The sequence below is a fragment of the Aneurinibacillus sp. Ricciae_BoGa-3 genome (genome assembly GCF_028421645.1).
Taxonomy (GTDB): Bacteria; Bacillota; Bacilli; order Aneurinibacillales; family Aneurinibacillaceae; genus Aneurinibacillus_B.
Genome location: NZ_CP116887.1, coordinates 448,343 through 463,792, shown reverse-complemented (window position 1 = coordinate 463,792; position 15,450 = coordinate 448,343). Strand labels below are relative to the sequence as shown.

Sequence of the window (15,450 nt, the reverse complement as noted above, 5' to 3'; positions counted from 1 at the left end):
GAATCAATTTCATAATGGCTTCCTAAAAACTTTAATACCTACAGAATTTTCATATTCAATTTTTTAATACGACCGGAGGTCGTTTTCTGCTAAGCAGCTTTAACGCTCAATTTGGCGTTGATACGGTTTACAGCTAATTTAGAAGCATTAAATAATAGACACAGGAAAGCAACTTGGACTTTCGCTAATTCTCCAGAACGATAGCGGATATTATTCAGTTGAAAATACTCTTTTAAGTACGCATTTACTCGCTCAACAGAAGTGCGTTCTTTGTAAAGTTCTTTCCATGATTTGCTTCCACGAGCGGGAGCTGGATAACGACGTAAATCCGCTGTTTTTTTGATTTTCATGCTCTTTTGACAAAGCGTGTCGTGAGCGAGCGGACAGTCCTTACATTCCTTAGGTCTTGTATACTTGAGCGTTTTGTATTTTTTATCATAGCTGTCATAACGGTAGGAATACTCACGAACACATGTCGGTGCAAAATACTTATCGACACCGATAGGTGGCGCTTCGTTCCGCTTGTTATAGGCGATAATCCCATCTGCTTTCATACGATAAATCTGCTCATAGATCGGATTGTAATCATACCCGGCGTCCGCCGTCACTTTCGTGATGGTAAGCTCAGGAAAACACTCAGCGACTCCTTTTAACAGGGGAATAGCCGCTTTCGCATCATTCATGTTTCCTGAGGAAAGCAGATGGCCGAGGATGTATTGGCTTTTTGTTTCTACAGCTAAGTGAAGTTTGTAGCCATACCAAAAAACGTTTTTATTTTCCGAGTTCTTCTTAATTCCCCACCTAGGTGCGTTTGGCATTTCTTTTTGAAGCTGACCGAAGGTGTAATCTAATTGTTTTTCGATTTTTTGTTCAAAAATAGGCAGATTGTTTTGGATTTCTTCCTGCTCTTTTTTCCAGGCCTCATAGTCTTCTTTCTTTTTGCGGCCTCGTTTTGTAGGTTCTTTGACAACGGGTTGCTCTTCCGCTTCTTCCTTTTGTAGAGCTTGTTCCCGCGCCTCTACATGCGTAGCATCAATGGCAAGGTGGTCACCATGAATGAAACCTTCTTCCGTTGCTCGATAAAGAAGTTAATGATTCATTTCAGCCAATACATTTGAGGTTTTAATTTTTCGAATCAAACGGGAAAAAGAAGCTTCAGATGGCACCCGATCCGAAAAAGAAAAACCACAATCCAGGCGGAAAAGAACATCTTGTTTTAAACGGCGAACAAGAAGTCCCATGGTTGGGATTCCTTCTAAAATACGGGCCAGCATCGAATAAATCATCGCCGGATAATTAAGCGACTGTGGAGCACCTTCACATGTTTTCTTAGACGTAATTTTAAGCAGTGGCATAATATTAAGGCCTTCAAAAATCGCCGTGTAGCGTTCGGTAGGTTCTAAATCTAATAAATCTTGCAGGGAAAATAAATGTCCTTGACGAATAGAGTACATGAGGAGACCCACCTTTCTCATTGAGTTGTCTGAGCAACTACTCTATTCGAGATTTGGGGAGGTACTCCTTTTTTTCATGTCAATTGAACCTTACGGTTCAAGGGATTTGAGTTATGAAATTGATTCGGATAAGTGCCATACAGTAAACATGACGAAACTCTTCATAAACCAAAACAGATAGCGTATATTATTTAACGGAACGTATCAGTTAAATTTCAGCATTAACTAAGTTAACTTGGTCACCTGATTAACTTGGCTAACCAATCAATCTAAATATCCGACCTTGTTGGAACCATTGAAAATGCGGTGAATTATTAGCTACTGAACAAAAAATAGGAGATGGTTAAATGGTTCCCGAATGGAAAGAAGCAGAAAAAGCTTTAAATCGTATTGAGGTGATAGCAAACGACAATAATCAACCTGTCTCGGTATTCGGGGATATAGAGAATCTACATTGTATCGGTATTGGAACCGACGCAGCAGTTTTTCGATTTGATAAGGTTCCTGCTTATGCGTTTAAAGTTTATACCTCTAAAGCATTGTCAAAAAAAGAAATTGAGGAAAATGTTTATATTAAATTAGAAGATTCAATGCATTTTCCTAAATATTTTGGATCAGGCTCTAACTATTTGGTTTTGAGCTATGAATTTGGGGTCACTTTATATGATTGTCTCTTACAAGGAATTCATATCCCAAAACAAGTAATTGTTGATGTCGAAAATGCTCGTCAATTTGTACGTAATAAGGGTTTAAATCCCCGTGATATACATTTAAAAAATGTTCTATTACAAAATGGACGGGGTAAAGTTCTTGATGTATCAGAGTATGTTCAAACCGGAAATGATTATCGATGGGAACATTTAGTATGGGCTTACGATCAATTTTATCCTTTGATAGATAGAGTTCCTATATCCTCATGGATACTAGAAACAATTAAACACCAATATTATAGGATGGACACCGCAACATTAGCTTTAAAGGAATTTTCTCAAAGAATGAAAGCGCTTTTCTTAAATAATAAAAGAGGATGAATGACATGAGTTTTCTATGATAATGATAATCTTTATCATTGACAATGATTATCAACTGCTATATCATTGAGAAAGATTCTCACTTATACTTGGTAAGGGGTGAAAGGAAGTACTTAGATACATAAGTCTATTGTTTGATTCACTAATTAGGAGGGGAAATTTTGTTATCTAAAATTCTTAATGTCAAGACCGTACTTATAACCGTTTGTTTATTTTTGCTCATAGGTGTTTTAATATGGCAAGCAATTAATTTTAACGGAACACCTGACCCTACTGCTAAAAATATAACACCTGGTGCCGCGGTGTTAAATACAGCTATTCTTGTGTTTCGGGAAGGATTAGAAGCTATTTTAGTTTTAGCTGCCATCATCTCAGGTCTAGTCCGTAAAAAGCAGGACAACTACTGGAAACCGATATCTGCAGGAGCAGGGGTATCCTTTCTAGCTACAATCGCTACCTGGTTTATAGTAGTAGCGATTATTGCCTCGGTGAATGCGTCGGAGCTCAATATTCAAGCCGCAACAGGAATTCTTGCCGTTGTCGTTCTATTAATAATAATGAACTGGTTTTTTCACAAGATTTACTGGCAGGGTTGGATCAACCTTCATAATCGGAAAAAACAACAATTAGTTGGAGATCGAAATGACAATGTGGAGAAAAACACATTTTGGTCCCTTTTTTTACTTGGTCTTACATCGATTTATCGCGAAGGTTTTGAAGTCGTTTTATTTCTTCAAAATTTACGGTTAAAGGTGGGACCCACTGTGATTTTGCAAGGTGCCTTAATAGGTTTAGCCTTAACACTAATCGTTGGCGCGCTTACCTTTTTAGCTCAACGCCGCCTCCCTTACAAAAAAATGTTAGTGTTTACAGGAGCTCTCTTAGTGGTAGTTTTAGCAGTTATGATGGGTGAAACCGTGCAGGAGATGCAATTAGCCGGATGGATTAGCACAACTGCCATACGTATTCAAATCCCTGACTGGATGGGAGTTTGGTTCTGCATATTCCCAACTGTAGAAACTTTAACCTCGCAAGTTGTGGCTGTTGTCTACGTTGTGGGTTGTTATATGGCTGCCCATTATTTAACAAAAAAGAAAGCAAATAAACAACTAATCAAAACAGCTTAATGAAATCATCGAACACAGACAAATATTAAGTACAAACTGGTAACTTTTGAAGTTGCTGGTTTGTGCTAACTATGATATTTGTTATTTCACATCGATCTATCTATTATTAACTATCATAGGATACTATTACACACAGGTGGCTAATATGCATATTTTATTTTTTGCTCCTTATTTTAATCAGCCCAGAGGAAACTCAACAACGATCAAGCGGCTTGTCCATTTTCTGCAACAGCAGACCATCAACACTTCAGTTATTCCTTATTTGGAGAATGATAATTGGCATCACCCTGATGCTGACATCTACCACATTCTCCATGCGACCCGATTTGTACAGTGGGCAAAGAAGCATGCGATTGCCTTAAACCGCCCTTATGTTGTTACGATGGGTGGCACGGATATTAATATTGATTTGCAGACTGGCATGGATGACGATGTATTCTCCTTATTAAATGACGCCAATTATATTACCGTTTTTACACAGGATGCAAAAGAAAAGGTAATCAAGTTAAATCCAGGGTGGATCCACAAAACCGTGCTTATCCCCCAGGGGATTTGGGTTCCCTGGCGTATAACTGGTAACAAAGAAGAATTACTCCCCCGGATTCTCCTGCCAGCCGGTTTGCGGCCTGTAAAAGATGTGCTGCATGTTCTTCCGGCACTTGATAATTTGATTGATGAGTACCCTCGTATGCGTTTTACAATTCTGGGTGCCAACCTGAATGACGGGGTATATAAGCAGGTACAAAACGAGAGTCAACTGCGTGATTGGATGAATTATGCGGGTGTTGTTCCTTACGAAGTTATGAAATTATGGTACGAGCAGGCCCAAATTGTATTAAATACTTCCATTTCTGAAGGACAATCACTGGCTATTATGGAGGCCATGGCGATGGGCCGGCCTGTCATTGCGCGAAAAAATGCAGCCAATATGCAGTTGATTCAGCACGAACAAACAGGCTGGCTCTATGAAACCATGGATGAATTTGTACAGTCTGTCAAATCCATTGTAACAAATGCGTCTTTACGTGATAAGGTTGTTCAACAGGCCAAAGAATGGACTGTTGAACACTGCTCACCTGAGAAAGAGGCACAGGCTTATATGAACTTGTATCAGCTTTTATAAAAACAGCTCCTCCATCAATCTGTTATGGTAAATCAATCAGCATAAAGCGAGCATCCGAACTTGCTTTAAGTTTTAGCTGGGGTGTATCCGTAATGCGGGCAGAATCACGCCTTTTGAGTGTGGAATCGCCATTAACAGTAAGCCCGCCTTCAATGACAAACAAGAAAATATGGCGCCCTTGTTCCTGTGAAAATGTAAGCTCTTTGCCCTGTTCTAAATCGGCCAAATAAATGGTTAAATCCTGATGAATATTAGCAATATCGGGACCGGAAGAGTGTTTGGATACAATAGGAAGCAAGGCATTATGCATCTTTGCAACATCGAAGGTCGTTTGCTCATAGGAAGGGATGAGCCCTTGTTGTTCCGGCAAGAACCAGAGCTGAAGGAAATTTACCTCTTCCTCTTGAGACGGATTGACCTCAGAATGAACAACCCCTGTACCTGCCGACATTCTTTGCACGCCGCCCCATGTTGTTGTCGCCGTACCACCTGAACTGTCGGTATGTTTTAAATAACCTTTTAGCACAATGGAGACGATCTCCATCTCCCGGTGCGGATGTGCACCGAACCCATTCGAGGGCGCAACAAAGTCGTCATTTAATACGCGGAGCGGGCCAAAACTCATATTGTTTGGATCATAATAATCAGCAAACGAAAAACTATGAGATGTTTTTAACCAACCATGGTGAGAAGTAAATCGTGATTCCGCAGGATAAATTGTTATCATTACTAACGCTCCATTCATTTAAGAGATTTATTGTTTCGATCTATTTCCAGCTTAAGATATTCGTTAGTTCATTAGGTTTACCTCAAGTCATTCGCATAAAAACCAAGTTTCTTTAGCAGCGTAATCAAGGTTTGTTTTTCCTCTGGATCCAACCCTTGAAATATCTCTTGAATTGCTTTTTCGTGCTTAGGAAAAATTCCCGCCATGAGGTCTTTCCCCTTTTCCGTAATAGCAGCATAGGTGACCCGTCTATCTGTTGGACACGGTTTTCGTTCCAATAGTTTCTTTGCTTCTAATTTGTCTACAACATACGTAATGCTTCCGCTTGCCAGCAGCACTTTCTTGCCAATATGTTGAATCGGCTGGTCGCCTTTATGGTACAGCAATTCAAGCACAGCAAATTCAGTCGGATTTAATTCATAGCTTCTAATATCTTCCGTTACCCGATCAACTACGGCACGATTGGCCCGTGATAACACAATAAATAATTTTAAAGAGAGACCTGTTTCATTCAAATTGTTCTCTTCACTCATCATGCACCAAATCCTTTAATTAATATATCTCGAATTCGAGATAATTATAAAACGTTAAATTATAACTTGTCAAGATAAAGAATCATGTGTGCCGTTCTTCTATTATTTTGGCAAATACAAACGGTTTGTATGCAGATTCAAGATATGTAGACATGGCCAATACAGGCTTATTCCTATCTTACTTTTCCACCAAACTTTTGAATTTCGTGCGCAGTTCATTCGGGCTAACCAAACCGATTGTTTTACCAACAATTACACCTTTGCTATTGACAAAATAAGTGGTGGGAATGGCTTGCACTGAAAACCGCTTGGATACATCATCCGTCTTATCAAGCAGAACAGGAAATTTCACATTAAATGCATTTACAAAGGCGTGCACATCGTTTAAATCATCCTGTGAACGTAGATTTACCCCGTACACTTGGACTTTATCTTGATACTGGCTATATAGCTTCGTCAACTCGGGTGCTTCATCCCTGCATGGTCCACACCAGGAGGCCCAAAAGTTAATAACAACGGGTTTATTTAGATTTTTAAGGGAGTATTTTTCCCCGTCTAACCCATCCAATATAAAACGGGGTGCGCGAAAACCAATTTCGGCTTTTTCTGTTACAGGAATAGAACTGCTGTATGATGGCTTCTCTACAACAGCTTTATTACCTGCAGGATGATTTCTATACATAGCTGCGCCAACTAATACAAGAAGGATCATAATAGTGAAAAAGCTCTTCATAACTATCACCCACCTTTCCTATAAATGATAATCCTTTTAACGAATGTTAACCTTCTGCAAGCGCATCGCGTTAAGACAACGGAGTGCTCACCGCCCTTGAATCGGATCCCTGTAAAAATTACACTAAATAATAAAGGGATCATGAACATGATATAGAAATCAATGGTACTTCCATCTCGCAAATACCTTCAATTAGTATGTACGATATCATACGATTAAAATAATCATGGAGTTGGTATTCGTTGACAGATATCAGTATATGGGTTGCCTTCGTATCCAACATTTCTCTCATATAACACTGGTGTTTCGGTAAGTGATATTAAAAACACAGGGTTAGCAAGTCGAAAAGCACTGAACCATACTTTCTTTTTCACACTTGGGTTCTCCATTCCTTTTTATATCATGTCATTCTTTATTGGCAAAATGAAGTGGATAAATCGTTACAGTGGGCTGATAATGAAAATAGGAGGTGTGACGATGATCCTTCTATCTGTTCTTCTTTATACGAATCAATTGTCAACCATTACGAGAACATTAATTCGGCTTTATGGAGGTTTTCTGGATTCTAAAGCTTAGTTAAAAACAAGCGGGTATATACCCGCTTGTTTTCCTTCACTATTTTATCGACTTTGGAGAAAGTATGGGTTAATGGGCTTACTTGGTATCGTAACCAAAATTGTGAAATGTAGCCTGCCCCTCTGGAGAAAGCATGAGTTTCATCAATTCCTCACCCAATTGAGGGTGTGGAGCATTTTTAGGAACCGCTATATAATTGGTCGCAGTTACATTAAGCTCTTTTGGAATTTCTATAATATCCACTTTCTGCAGCAGCTTTTTGGTAACGTCTGTTCGATAAACGATACCTGCGTCTGCTTCCCCCATGGCAACCTTTTGAAGAACTTCTTTTACATTGGTTTCCATCGAAACCACATGGGACATGGCTTTTGCTGAAAAATCATTCCCGTAAACAGAGTTTGCCTTGTTGAATATTTTACGGGTATATTTGCCTACTGGTACACTATCCACGCCAATAATTAACTTTAATTGTTTGGTTCCAAGATCTTGCAATGATTGAATTTTTGCATTTGTTTTAGGAATGATAATTACGGGGTGTGTCTTGGAAACAATTTGAAAATTATCTAAAAGCCCTTCCTGTTTCATTTTTTGAACATGAGATAGATCTGCGGATAAGAAAAAGTCAGCTTTAGCACCTTGTTCTATCTGAGTTTCAAGAATTTGAGTCCCCGCAAAATTTGGGATAACTTGGACCCCGTCTTTATCTTGGAATGTCTTTATCAACGAACTCATAGGATCTGTAGCGTTAGCAGCAACAAATGCTACCATTTGATTAGTTGAGCGGCTTGTTTCAATGGACGAACATCCAGTAATTGCTGTTGTTATAACAACGGTAGAAAGAATAGATAAGGTCCGAAAGTGATTAGATTTGCTTAATAAAGAAGTCATTTCAATGTTATTCCCTTCTGAAGAGATGTAAATCAATCATATAATTTAATCATTTCATTCCTATCTAAGATTATCAACTAAAAGTTATCTAACTAATTTTGATATGGAACAAACTTCACCAGCCTCACCAAGTGATCAGTGAGGCTGTTTTTGTACACGTACTTAAACATACTTGTGTATGTTCAGTGCTTGTATACCACGGATTATTCGCCCAAATCAACGTTGTGGTACACTTGTTGAACATCATCTAAATCTTCTAATGCATCGATCAGCTTTTCAAATTGGGCCTGCGCATCCTCTGGAAGTGTTACCTCATTCTGCGCAAGCATGGTCAGTTCTGCTATTGTAAACTCTGTTATTCCAGCATTTCTCAACGCTTCTTGTACAGCATGGAACTGATCAGGTTCAGCATAAACGATAACCGATTCATCTTCTTCTAAAATGTCCCGTGCGTCTACATCTGCTTCCATCAATATGTCAAGCACTTCATCTGCTGTTTTACCTTCAACACCAATGACAGCTGTTGCATCAAACATATAGGCGACAGAACCATTTACCCCCATGTTACCGCCATTTTTACTAAATGCAGCACGCACATCTGATGCAGTACGGTTCACATTATTCGTCAGTGCATCCACAATTAACATGGATCCATTTGGCCCGAAACCTTCGTAACGCAGTTCGTCATAGTTTTCTTCTGCACCACTTTTCGCTTTTTCGATGGCACGGTCAATAATTGCTTTCGGTACACTGTACGTTTTTGCACGCTCAAGGACGACTTTTAAGGCCCGATTTGATTCTGGATCGGGTTCACCTTGCTTTGCTGCTACATAAATTTCTTTTCCAAACTTTGCGTATATACGACTCGTATTTTTATCTTTTTGCGCCTTTTTTTCTTTAATATTGTTCCACTTACGGCCCATAGTGTTCCACTCTCTTTCAACTGCATTAAATTAGAAATATGAGACAAGCTAAACTATATTATACCCCAAAAGTACATTATATTGCGAGTCTAATCCTCGACGTTAACTGATTCCTACGATTCTCTTAAACTTTCTCTGGCTGGTATATGGATAGATAGCAATCCGGTTCAATTCAAATTTCGGACTGCCAGGATATACTTTGCCTGGCCGGGTTGTAAAGGCAAGATGGAAGCCTTCTTCTTTTAAGATATTTAAAGTATTTAAATTGTATTGCCCGTACGGGTAAGCAAAATACACGGAATGCGTTAATTCCTTTACGGTATGGATATCGTTTTTGACAGCTGCCAGTGGCTGTGCGATCATAAAACTCTTCTTACCAAGCAGGCGGTGGAAACGATGTGCGTGAGCTTCATACGTAAAAACATCACTGTTTTTAGGCAGCTCAGCCCAGCTTACATGGTTTAAAATATCTGGATCATACTTTTCCGGATCTTTCCTCATCAGTCCTGTTACCAAAAACATCGCGGCTTTAAAATGGTAACGTCTCAGCACCGGAGATGCATATCTAAAGTCGGATAGGTAACCATCATCGAAAGTTAATACTACACTTTTTCTGGGCAGCTTAATCCGCCTATCCACATATTGTTCCAGGGTTTTAAGGTCTATCGTTTGATAGCCATTATCATGGAGGATTTTCATTTGTGCAGCAAATGCTTCAGGTGTGATAACAGCTGCATTGTTTCTAAATTTTTTATTTTCATCGGCCTTTAATAAGTGATGATACATCAGAACAGCCACACCCGGAACTGAAGTATCAATGGAGCCTTTCTCATAAGGCTCTGCTGGAATATAAGGATTATGGTGCTGACCAATACGGTTAGCGGCCGTATTATATCCTTCAGATTGAGACGGAATAACAGGACTGCAAGCAGAAACCATAACCCCCATGAATAAAACAACTAGTAATAATCCTACATTTTTCAATTTCTCTATCTCCATTTCTTACAAGCGACTTATCCCCTTTGACTCATATTAATAAATGAAGGTTAAGAATTAATAAGAAATGGATAAAAACCTTTTCTTGCAAGAAATAAAAAAAAGAAGCCCATCGTTGATGATAGGCTTCCTTCTTTATGCTATTCGTTATCGCGCTGCTTGCCGCGGGAACGCCCGCCCTTTTCGCCAATTTCTTCGTAGAATTCTTTATCATGTTTTCTTGCGGTAGTCTCGCCGCCTTTGCGGCCAGCCTCTTCCCTGCTCATCTTAGGTCCGTCATTGTCGTCATTTCTGGAACGTCTTCCACGCCGGCTGCCATTCTCGTCATCATTATCGTTGCGGGCTCTTCCGCCTCTGCTGCCTATCTCCTCGTAGAAATTTCTGTCATGAGTTTTCGCAGTGGCTTCACCGCCCTTGCGTCCTATGTCTTCGTAGAACTCTCTGCCGTGAGATTCAGCGGTGGTCTCGCCACCCTTGCGCCCTATCTCTTCATAGAACTCTCTGCCGTGAGATTCAGCAGTGGCCTCGCCGCCTTTACGCCCAATATCTTCGTAGAATTCCCTGCCGTGAGATTCCGCTGTAGCTTCCCCGCCTTTGCGTCCTATCTCTTCGTAAAAATCCTTATCATGAGACTTTGCCGTCGCTTCGCCACCTCTACGTCCACGTTCTTCCATGCTCATATTCTCGTTATCGCGATCATTATTTCTGGCCATCTTGCATCACCTCTTCATAGTTGTTAGTTTAACAGCCTACTTTTTATTTCCCCTTTAGGCGATAGACGAAACAAGAACAGCAAAAACCCGCCTAAAAATAGGCGGGTTCTTCTCGAAGTCTCGTTGGATAAAAAACTTTTTAGTTTTTGGATACAGGATAAGGTTTATCGCCTTTGGTTGCTTTCCAAAGGACCTTATTGAGCTGGTCTGATGGAGCTGAGTCCTGTTTGCTAAAATCCATTTTTGCTGAAGCCTGCGCACCCGGTGCATTCTCGCCATTCTTCTGATTTAATGGGTACGTCGGCTCCAATGCGGTATACGGTGTATTGTTCGGTTTGGTCGTAAAGGAGTTGAGCATTGGAGTAGCAGCTGCATCATATTGTGTCATCGGGTTTAACCCTAAAATCAATTCCATTGTACGCAGCATCGCAGCGGTATCGTAGAACGTGCTGTCTACTGTACCTTTTTGTGTATAAGGGCTGACCACGAGTGATTCTGTACGATGCGCATCCACATGGTCATAACCGTTTTGCGCATCATCTTCCGTTATAAAGATAGCCGTGTCTTTCCAATATTTAGAATGGCTCACTGCATCCACTAGTTTACCAACAGCCAGGTCATTTTGCGCCACCATCGCTTCAGGTGTCAGTGCGCCAGGTTTTGTTCCGGCGGTATGATCGTTTGGAAGGCGCACAATTTCCAATTGTGGCAGGTTATTATTCTGCTCAAATTGCTTAAATTCCTTTTCCCATTCCTGTTCCCGCTGAACATCACTATAGTTAAAGCTCCAAGAAGGATAATTCGGGTCATAATTGTTTCCAATGCTTGCATCATTAGGTTTCGAGATGCCAGACTTTTCACCGTTCACCCAATCCGTAAATTCTCCGTAATCACGGAACGAAACACCGGAACGCATTGCATTGTTCCAGATATACCCTGCCTTAGAAGAGGCAGCTGTGCTCTGTCCTTCAAAGTCATAGCCACGGTTACGCCCGGAGTAATTCGCCAGCCAGTTCTTTTCCGTATAGTCATTTGCTTTTGCGGCAGTTGCCCAGTTATGGCCCTGTGCGCTTATTTCGGCATTGGCATAGAAATTGTCCAATGTAACAAACTGGTTCGCAAGCTTGTGAAGGTTAGGGGTAACATTCTGGCCAAATGAAGTTAAGCTTGGGTCACCATTTCCCTTCTTCAAATCACCAAATACCTGGTCATATGTGCGGTTTTCTTTTAACACATAAATTACATGCTTGATCGGAGAGTGCTGTGAAGCAAATCTCGGAATAGGCTGCTTGTTATTGCCACCCTCATCGTTCCCTTGCTGGTTGTTCCCTGTCTGATTCTCTTGGGAGCGCACTCGGTTATTCGCTTGTACTTGCTTTGTATATTTTTGCAGCTGCCCCTGGTTTGGCACATCGATAAACGACATTGTCCCTTGGATCATGCTCCCGATGTACTGTTTCTGCACATTCGGGCCTGCTCCGAGGCCTTTGGCATTGAGCACCATGAGTTTTTGATTATCGCTCATATAAACGCCGGTTGGGTACCAGGCAGTAGGAATCAGACCTTTAACCTGTGCTTTTGTATTCTCTTTGGTATTGCCAAGACCAATAACAGCCACATCGTTGTTTCCAGCATTTGCAACATACAGTGTTTTTCCATCCGGACTTACCGTCAGTGCATCCGGTTGGCTTCCTGTCTGCGCTCCACGATAAGGTGCCAGGGAGACAGTCTGAACTACTTGTTGTTGCCCCGGATCAATAATGGATACTTCGTCACTGTCGGAATTCGCTACATAAATAAAGCCATTTACAGGGTTCTCAGCAATTGCATTGGGATGCAATCCTACTTTAATCGTTTTTTGAACGGTTAAACTGTTCGGATCAAGAACACTGATGCTGCTCTCTCCCCAGTTGCTTACATACAGCTTACTGCCATCATGGCTAAGAAACGCTGTATACGGGTTTTTGCCTACAGGAACAGTGGCGGCTATTTTGCCAGAAGCGAGATCGATCTGCGACACAGAATTCGCTACGTTGTTTGCTACATACAGGAATTTGCCATCATTAGATATAGACAATCCTGCCGGGTAAAAATTAGTATTGCTAGAATCTTTCAGTAAAATAGGAGATTTCTCTGTAAGCATGCCATTATCAAAAGAAAAAGTGCGGATTTTGTTGTTTCCACCGGCGGAAGCATAAAGTGTTTTGCCGTCAGGGCTAAAGGCAACACCAAGATATAAGGATTCCGGTGATGTATAAGGGATCGTTTGAATCACCTTTTGCTGTTTAACATCTACCACTTGAAGCGATTGTGTTCCCTGTCCATCATTTGACACCACTAGGTACTTGTGATCCGGGCTCACTGCACCACCCATCGGGAAATCACCTAATGTTTGCTGCGTTCCGGCTGGTGTCAGCATCCAATCGCTAGGTGTAACTCCGGTGCCATCTGTTTTCGGACCCGCCACGTTTGAGGCAGAATAGGCCGCAAATGCGGAACCAGAGCCAAGGGCTAACACCGCTAAAGCAGCAACTGTCACCTTTTTTGCCTTGTTCTTCATCAATCTCACATCTCCTTAGTATGTAATCAATTCGCGCATCACTTACAGTTGCAAGTGTACTTTTTGTATATAAAGTTAAAATAAAGAAGATATTACGAAATCGTAAATGCAGCAAATTTACTGAATATTACCCAGAATGCTTCCAGTAAGAAAGATGTGTTCCAACTGTCGAACTAACCCGCAAGGCTTATATGTTTTAGTTAACATCGCTTCCTTGCCTTAAGAAATTAATCATAACTTAATAAATATCGCATAAATATACAAAACATTTATATTAACCTAAAATTAAAGGAGTATTTATATTATAGGTGAGTGTACTTCAATTAAAAGAAAGGGTGGAAACGATGAGTCAGTCTGCAGAACACGCAAAGACGAGCACTTCTTCTCTTTCAGTAAAATTTGCCGAGACAGCCAATGAATTGGAGCAGGCCTTTCGCTTACGCTATAAAGTATTTGTAGAAGAAGCTGCTAATCTCTCGTTGGCGAATGAGTCCGCGGTGGAACAGGACGCTTATGACACGTATTGCGACCATCTTATTGTTACAGATTTGGATTCAGATAAAGTGGTAGGAACGTATCGCTTGTTGCCAGGGGAACGGGCTGTACAAAACATCGGCTTCTACTCAGAGACGGAATTTGATCTATCCGGTTTTCAACATCATAAGCCATATACGCTTGAACTGGGACGCAGCTGTGTGGATCCGTCGTATCGTGACGGCAAGGCCATCCAGATGTTGTGGAAAGGAATTGCGGATTATATAAAACAACATCCGTTTCGTTACCTAATAGGATGCGCAAGCCTACATGCCATGCCCCCCGAACAATTAAATGAGCTTTACAGCTTGCTGAAGCACAAAGGAATCATAACGGACCGCTTTGGCATTCTTCCCCGGGAAACCCATCGCATTCACAATCTGCAAGTAATCGAGACGCAATATAAAGAGAAAGAGGTGTACCGCAGATTGCCGCCGCTCATGAAAGGCTACCAATGGCTTGGTGCCGAAATCGCCGGTGAACCGGTATATGATCCCACCTTTCATACCGTGGATTTCTTTATAATTCTGGACCCTGCAAAAATTACAAGAAGGTATCAGAAGCATTACCAAATCTAACAGGCTTTTTAGCAGGAGGGATAGTCGTGTACAAGGGTATCGGAAAACTTACAGAAAGCGAAAAACGCCTGCATATTCTGCGTTATTCGCTTTGTTGGATGCCCCGCTGGCTAATCGTTTTTTTCTGCTACATAGCGGGTGTACTGTTATATAGTTGTGCTGTGCAGGTGAGAAAACGTGTGCTGCAAAACTTATCAGATCTAGCAAGGAATGCATCACCCACCCAAATCCGCCATTACTGCCGCACTTATTTCTATCATTTATGTATAACGATGTATGAAATTCTGGTTGATTCGCCGACTCTGGATTCTACAAAAAATTGGAGGTTTAAAGCAGAAGAGGAATCCTGCCTTGAGGAGGCGCTTCAGCATGGGAGAGGTGCGATTTTATTCACCTCCCACACCGGAAACTTTTTTTACTACTATTGGTATCTCTCAAGAAAATATCCCTGCTTAACCGTCGCCACTGCAGGAAGTGCGGAATTGCGCCCGCTGTATCTTATGTTTGAGCAACTCGGCTGCAAGGGATTAGACTATGATGCCGTGCCTCCTCTGCAATTGCTCCGTACATTACGGCGTCATCTCGAGGCAAATGGTGTGGTTTTGCTGCTTGGTGACTTCTGGCGCCCGGCATTTCCGCCGGCAAGGTTTTTCGGCCGAAACACACGAAGCCCTAGCGGAACCGCGGTATTAGGAATTGAACAACGGGTGCCGGTGGTCCCCTTCTACGGTTTCCGGATGCGTGGATTTAGACACGTGATAAAATTTGAGAAGCCGCTATATCTGGATGATATGTTTAATCGTCATGAACGGACAGAAGCAACCAACGCGTTAAATAGGATCTTAGAAAAGACCATAACCGAAAACCCCGCACAGTGGTTTTACTGGTTTAATGCGGATGAGCGTTGGGAAACAAACCAGACACAGATGAGTGGCTCCCATAATCAATGAGCAA

At 41.3% G+C, this 15,450-nt stretch carries 12 protein-coding genes and 3 pseudogenes; 5 read left to right on the top strand and 10 right to left on the bottom strand.

Going from position 1 to position 15,450, the window contains the following annotated elements:
• Positions 1 to 89 precede the first annotated feature (89 nt).
• Positions 90 to 1,454: pseudogene (locus tag PP175_RS02435) on the bottom strand (transposase).
• Positions 1,455 to 1,801: 347 nt separating this feature from the next.
• On the opposite strand from PP175_RS02435, the gene PP175_RS02430 reads away from it, so the two are divergent.
• The 3 genes from PP175_RS02430 to PP175_RS02420 all read left to right on the top strand — a co-directional run bounded on the left by PP175_RS02430 (position 1,802) and on the right by PP175_RS02420 (position 4,735).
• Entirely contained in the window at positions 1,802 to 2,485 is a 684-nt protein-coding gene (locus PP175_RS02430; RefSeq protein ID WP_272441285.1) for a serine/threonine protein kinase, read from the top strand.
• 161 nt (positions 2,486 to 2,646) lie between these two features.
• Entirely contained in the window at positions 2,647 to 3,612 is a 966-nt protein-coding gene (locus PP175_RS02425; protein WP_272441284.1) for an FTR1 family iron permease, read from the top strand.
• Between the two features lie 145 nt (positions 3,613 to 3,757).
• Positions 3,758 to 4,735, top strand: coding sequence for a glycosyltransferase (locus tag PP175_RS02420; RefSeq protein ID WP_272441283.1), 978 nt, complete (start codon positions 3,758 to 3,760; stop codon positions 4,733 to 4,735).
• A 22-nt stretch (positions 4,736 to 4,757) separates the two neighbouring features.
• On the opposite strand, the gene PP175_RS02415 is transcribed toward PP175_RS02420, so the two are convergent.
• From PP175_RS02415 to PP175_RS02375, 9 genes and pseudogenes are all read right to left on the bottom strand, one after another.
• The gene (locus PP175_RS02415) at positions 4,758 to 5,462 is read right to left on the bottom strand and encodes a pirin family protein (protein WP_272441282.1); all 705 of its coding nucleotides are present in this window, start codon (positions 5,460 to 5,462) and stop codon (positions 4,758 to 4,760) included.
• Between the two features lie 77 nt (positions 5,463 to 5,539).
• Positions 5,540 to 5,995, bottom strand: coding sequence for a MarR family winged helix-turn-helix transcriptional regulator (locus PP175_RS02410; RefSeq protein WP_272443158.1), 456 nt, complete (start codon positions 5,993 to 5,995; stop codon positions 5,540 to 5,542).
• Between the two features lie 178 nt (positions 5,996 to 6,173).
• Entirely contained in the window at positions 6,174 to 6,728 is a 555-nt protein-coding gene (locus PP175_RS02405; RefSeq protein ID WP_272441281.1) for a TlpA family protein disulfide reductase, read from the bottom strand.
• 654 nt (positions 6,729 to 7,382) lie between these two features.
• Entirely contained in the window at positions 7,383 to 8,192 is an 810-nt protein-coding gene (modA, locus tag PP175_RS02395) for a molybdate ABC transporter substrate-binding protein (RefSeq protein WP_272441279.1), read from the bottom strand.
• Positions 8,193 to 8,395: 203 nt separating this feature from the next.
• Entirely contained in the window at positions 8,396 to 9,115 is a 720-nt protein-coding gene (locus tag PP175_RS02390; RefSeq protein ID WP_272441278.1) for a YebC/PmpR family DNA-binding transcriptional regulator, read from the bottom strand.
• Between the two features lie 102 nt (positions 9,116 to 9,217).
• A complete protein-coding gene (locus PP175_RS02385; RefSeq protein ID WP_272441277.1) occupies positions 9,218 to 10,099 on the bottom strand; it encodes a polysaccharide deacetylase family protein in 882 nt (293 codons plus the stop codon).
• Positions 10,100 to 10,254: 155 nt separating this feature from the next.
• Positions 10,255 to 10,377: pseudogene (locus tag PP175_RS29815) on the bottom strand (KGG domain-containing protein); the annotation flags it as partial.
• 51 nt (positions 10,378 to 10,428) lie between these two features.
• Positions 10,429 to 10,824: pseudogene (locus tag PP175_RS02380) on the bottom strand (KGG domain-containing protein); the annotation flags it as partial.
• Positions 10,825 to 10,963: 139 nt separating this feature from the next.
• On the bottom strand, positions 10,964 to 13,384 hold the full coding sequence (locus tag PP175_RS02375; RefSeq protein WP_272441275.1) for a glutaminyl-peptide cyclotransferase: 2,421 nt from the start codon (positions 13,382 to 13,384) through the stop codon (positions 10,964 to 10,966).
• Positions 13,385 to 13,692: 308 nt separating this feature from the next.
• Here PP175_RS02375 and PP175_RS02370 point away from each other — a divergent pair, with 308 nt between their 5' ends.
• A complete protein-coding gene (locus PP175_RS02370) occupies positions 13,693 to 14,496 on the top strand; it encodes a GNAT family N-acetyltransferase (protein ID WP_272441274.1) in 804 nt (267 codons plus the stop codon).
• A 26-nt stretch (positions 14,497 to 14,522) separates the two neighbouring features.
• Positions 14,523 to 15,446 carry a lysophospholipid acyltransferase family protein gene (locus PP175_RS02365; protein WP_272441273.1) on the top strand — a complete coding sequence of 308 codons (924 nt, stop codon included), beginning with the start codon at positions 14,523 to 14,525 and terminating at the stop codon, positions 15,444 to 15,446.
• Positions 15,447 to 15,450: the final 4 nt, after the last annotated feature.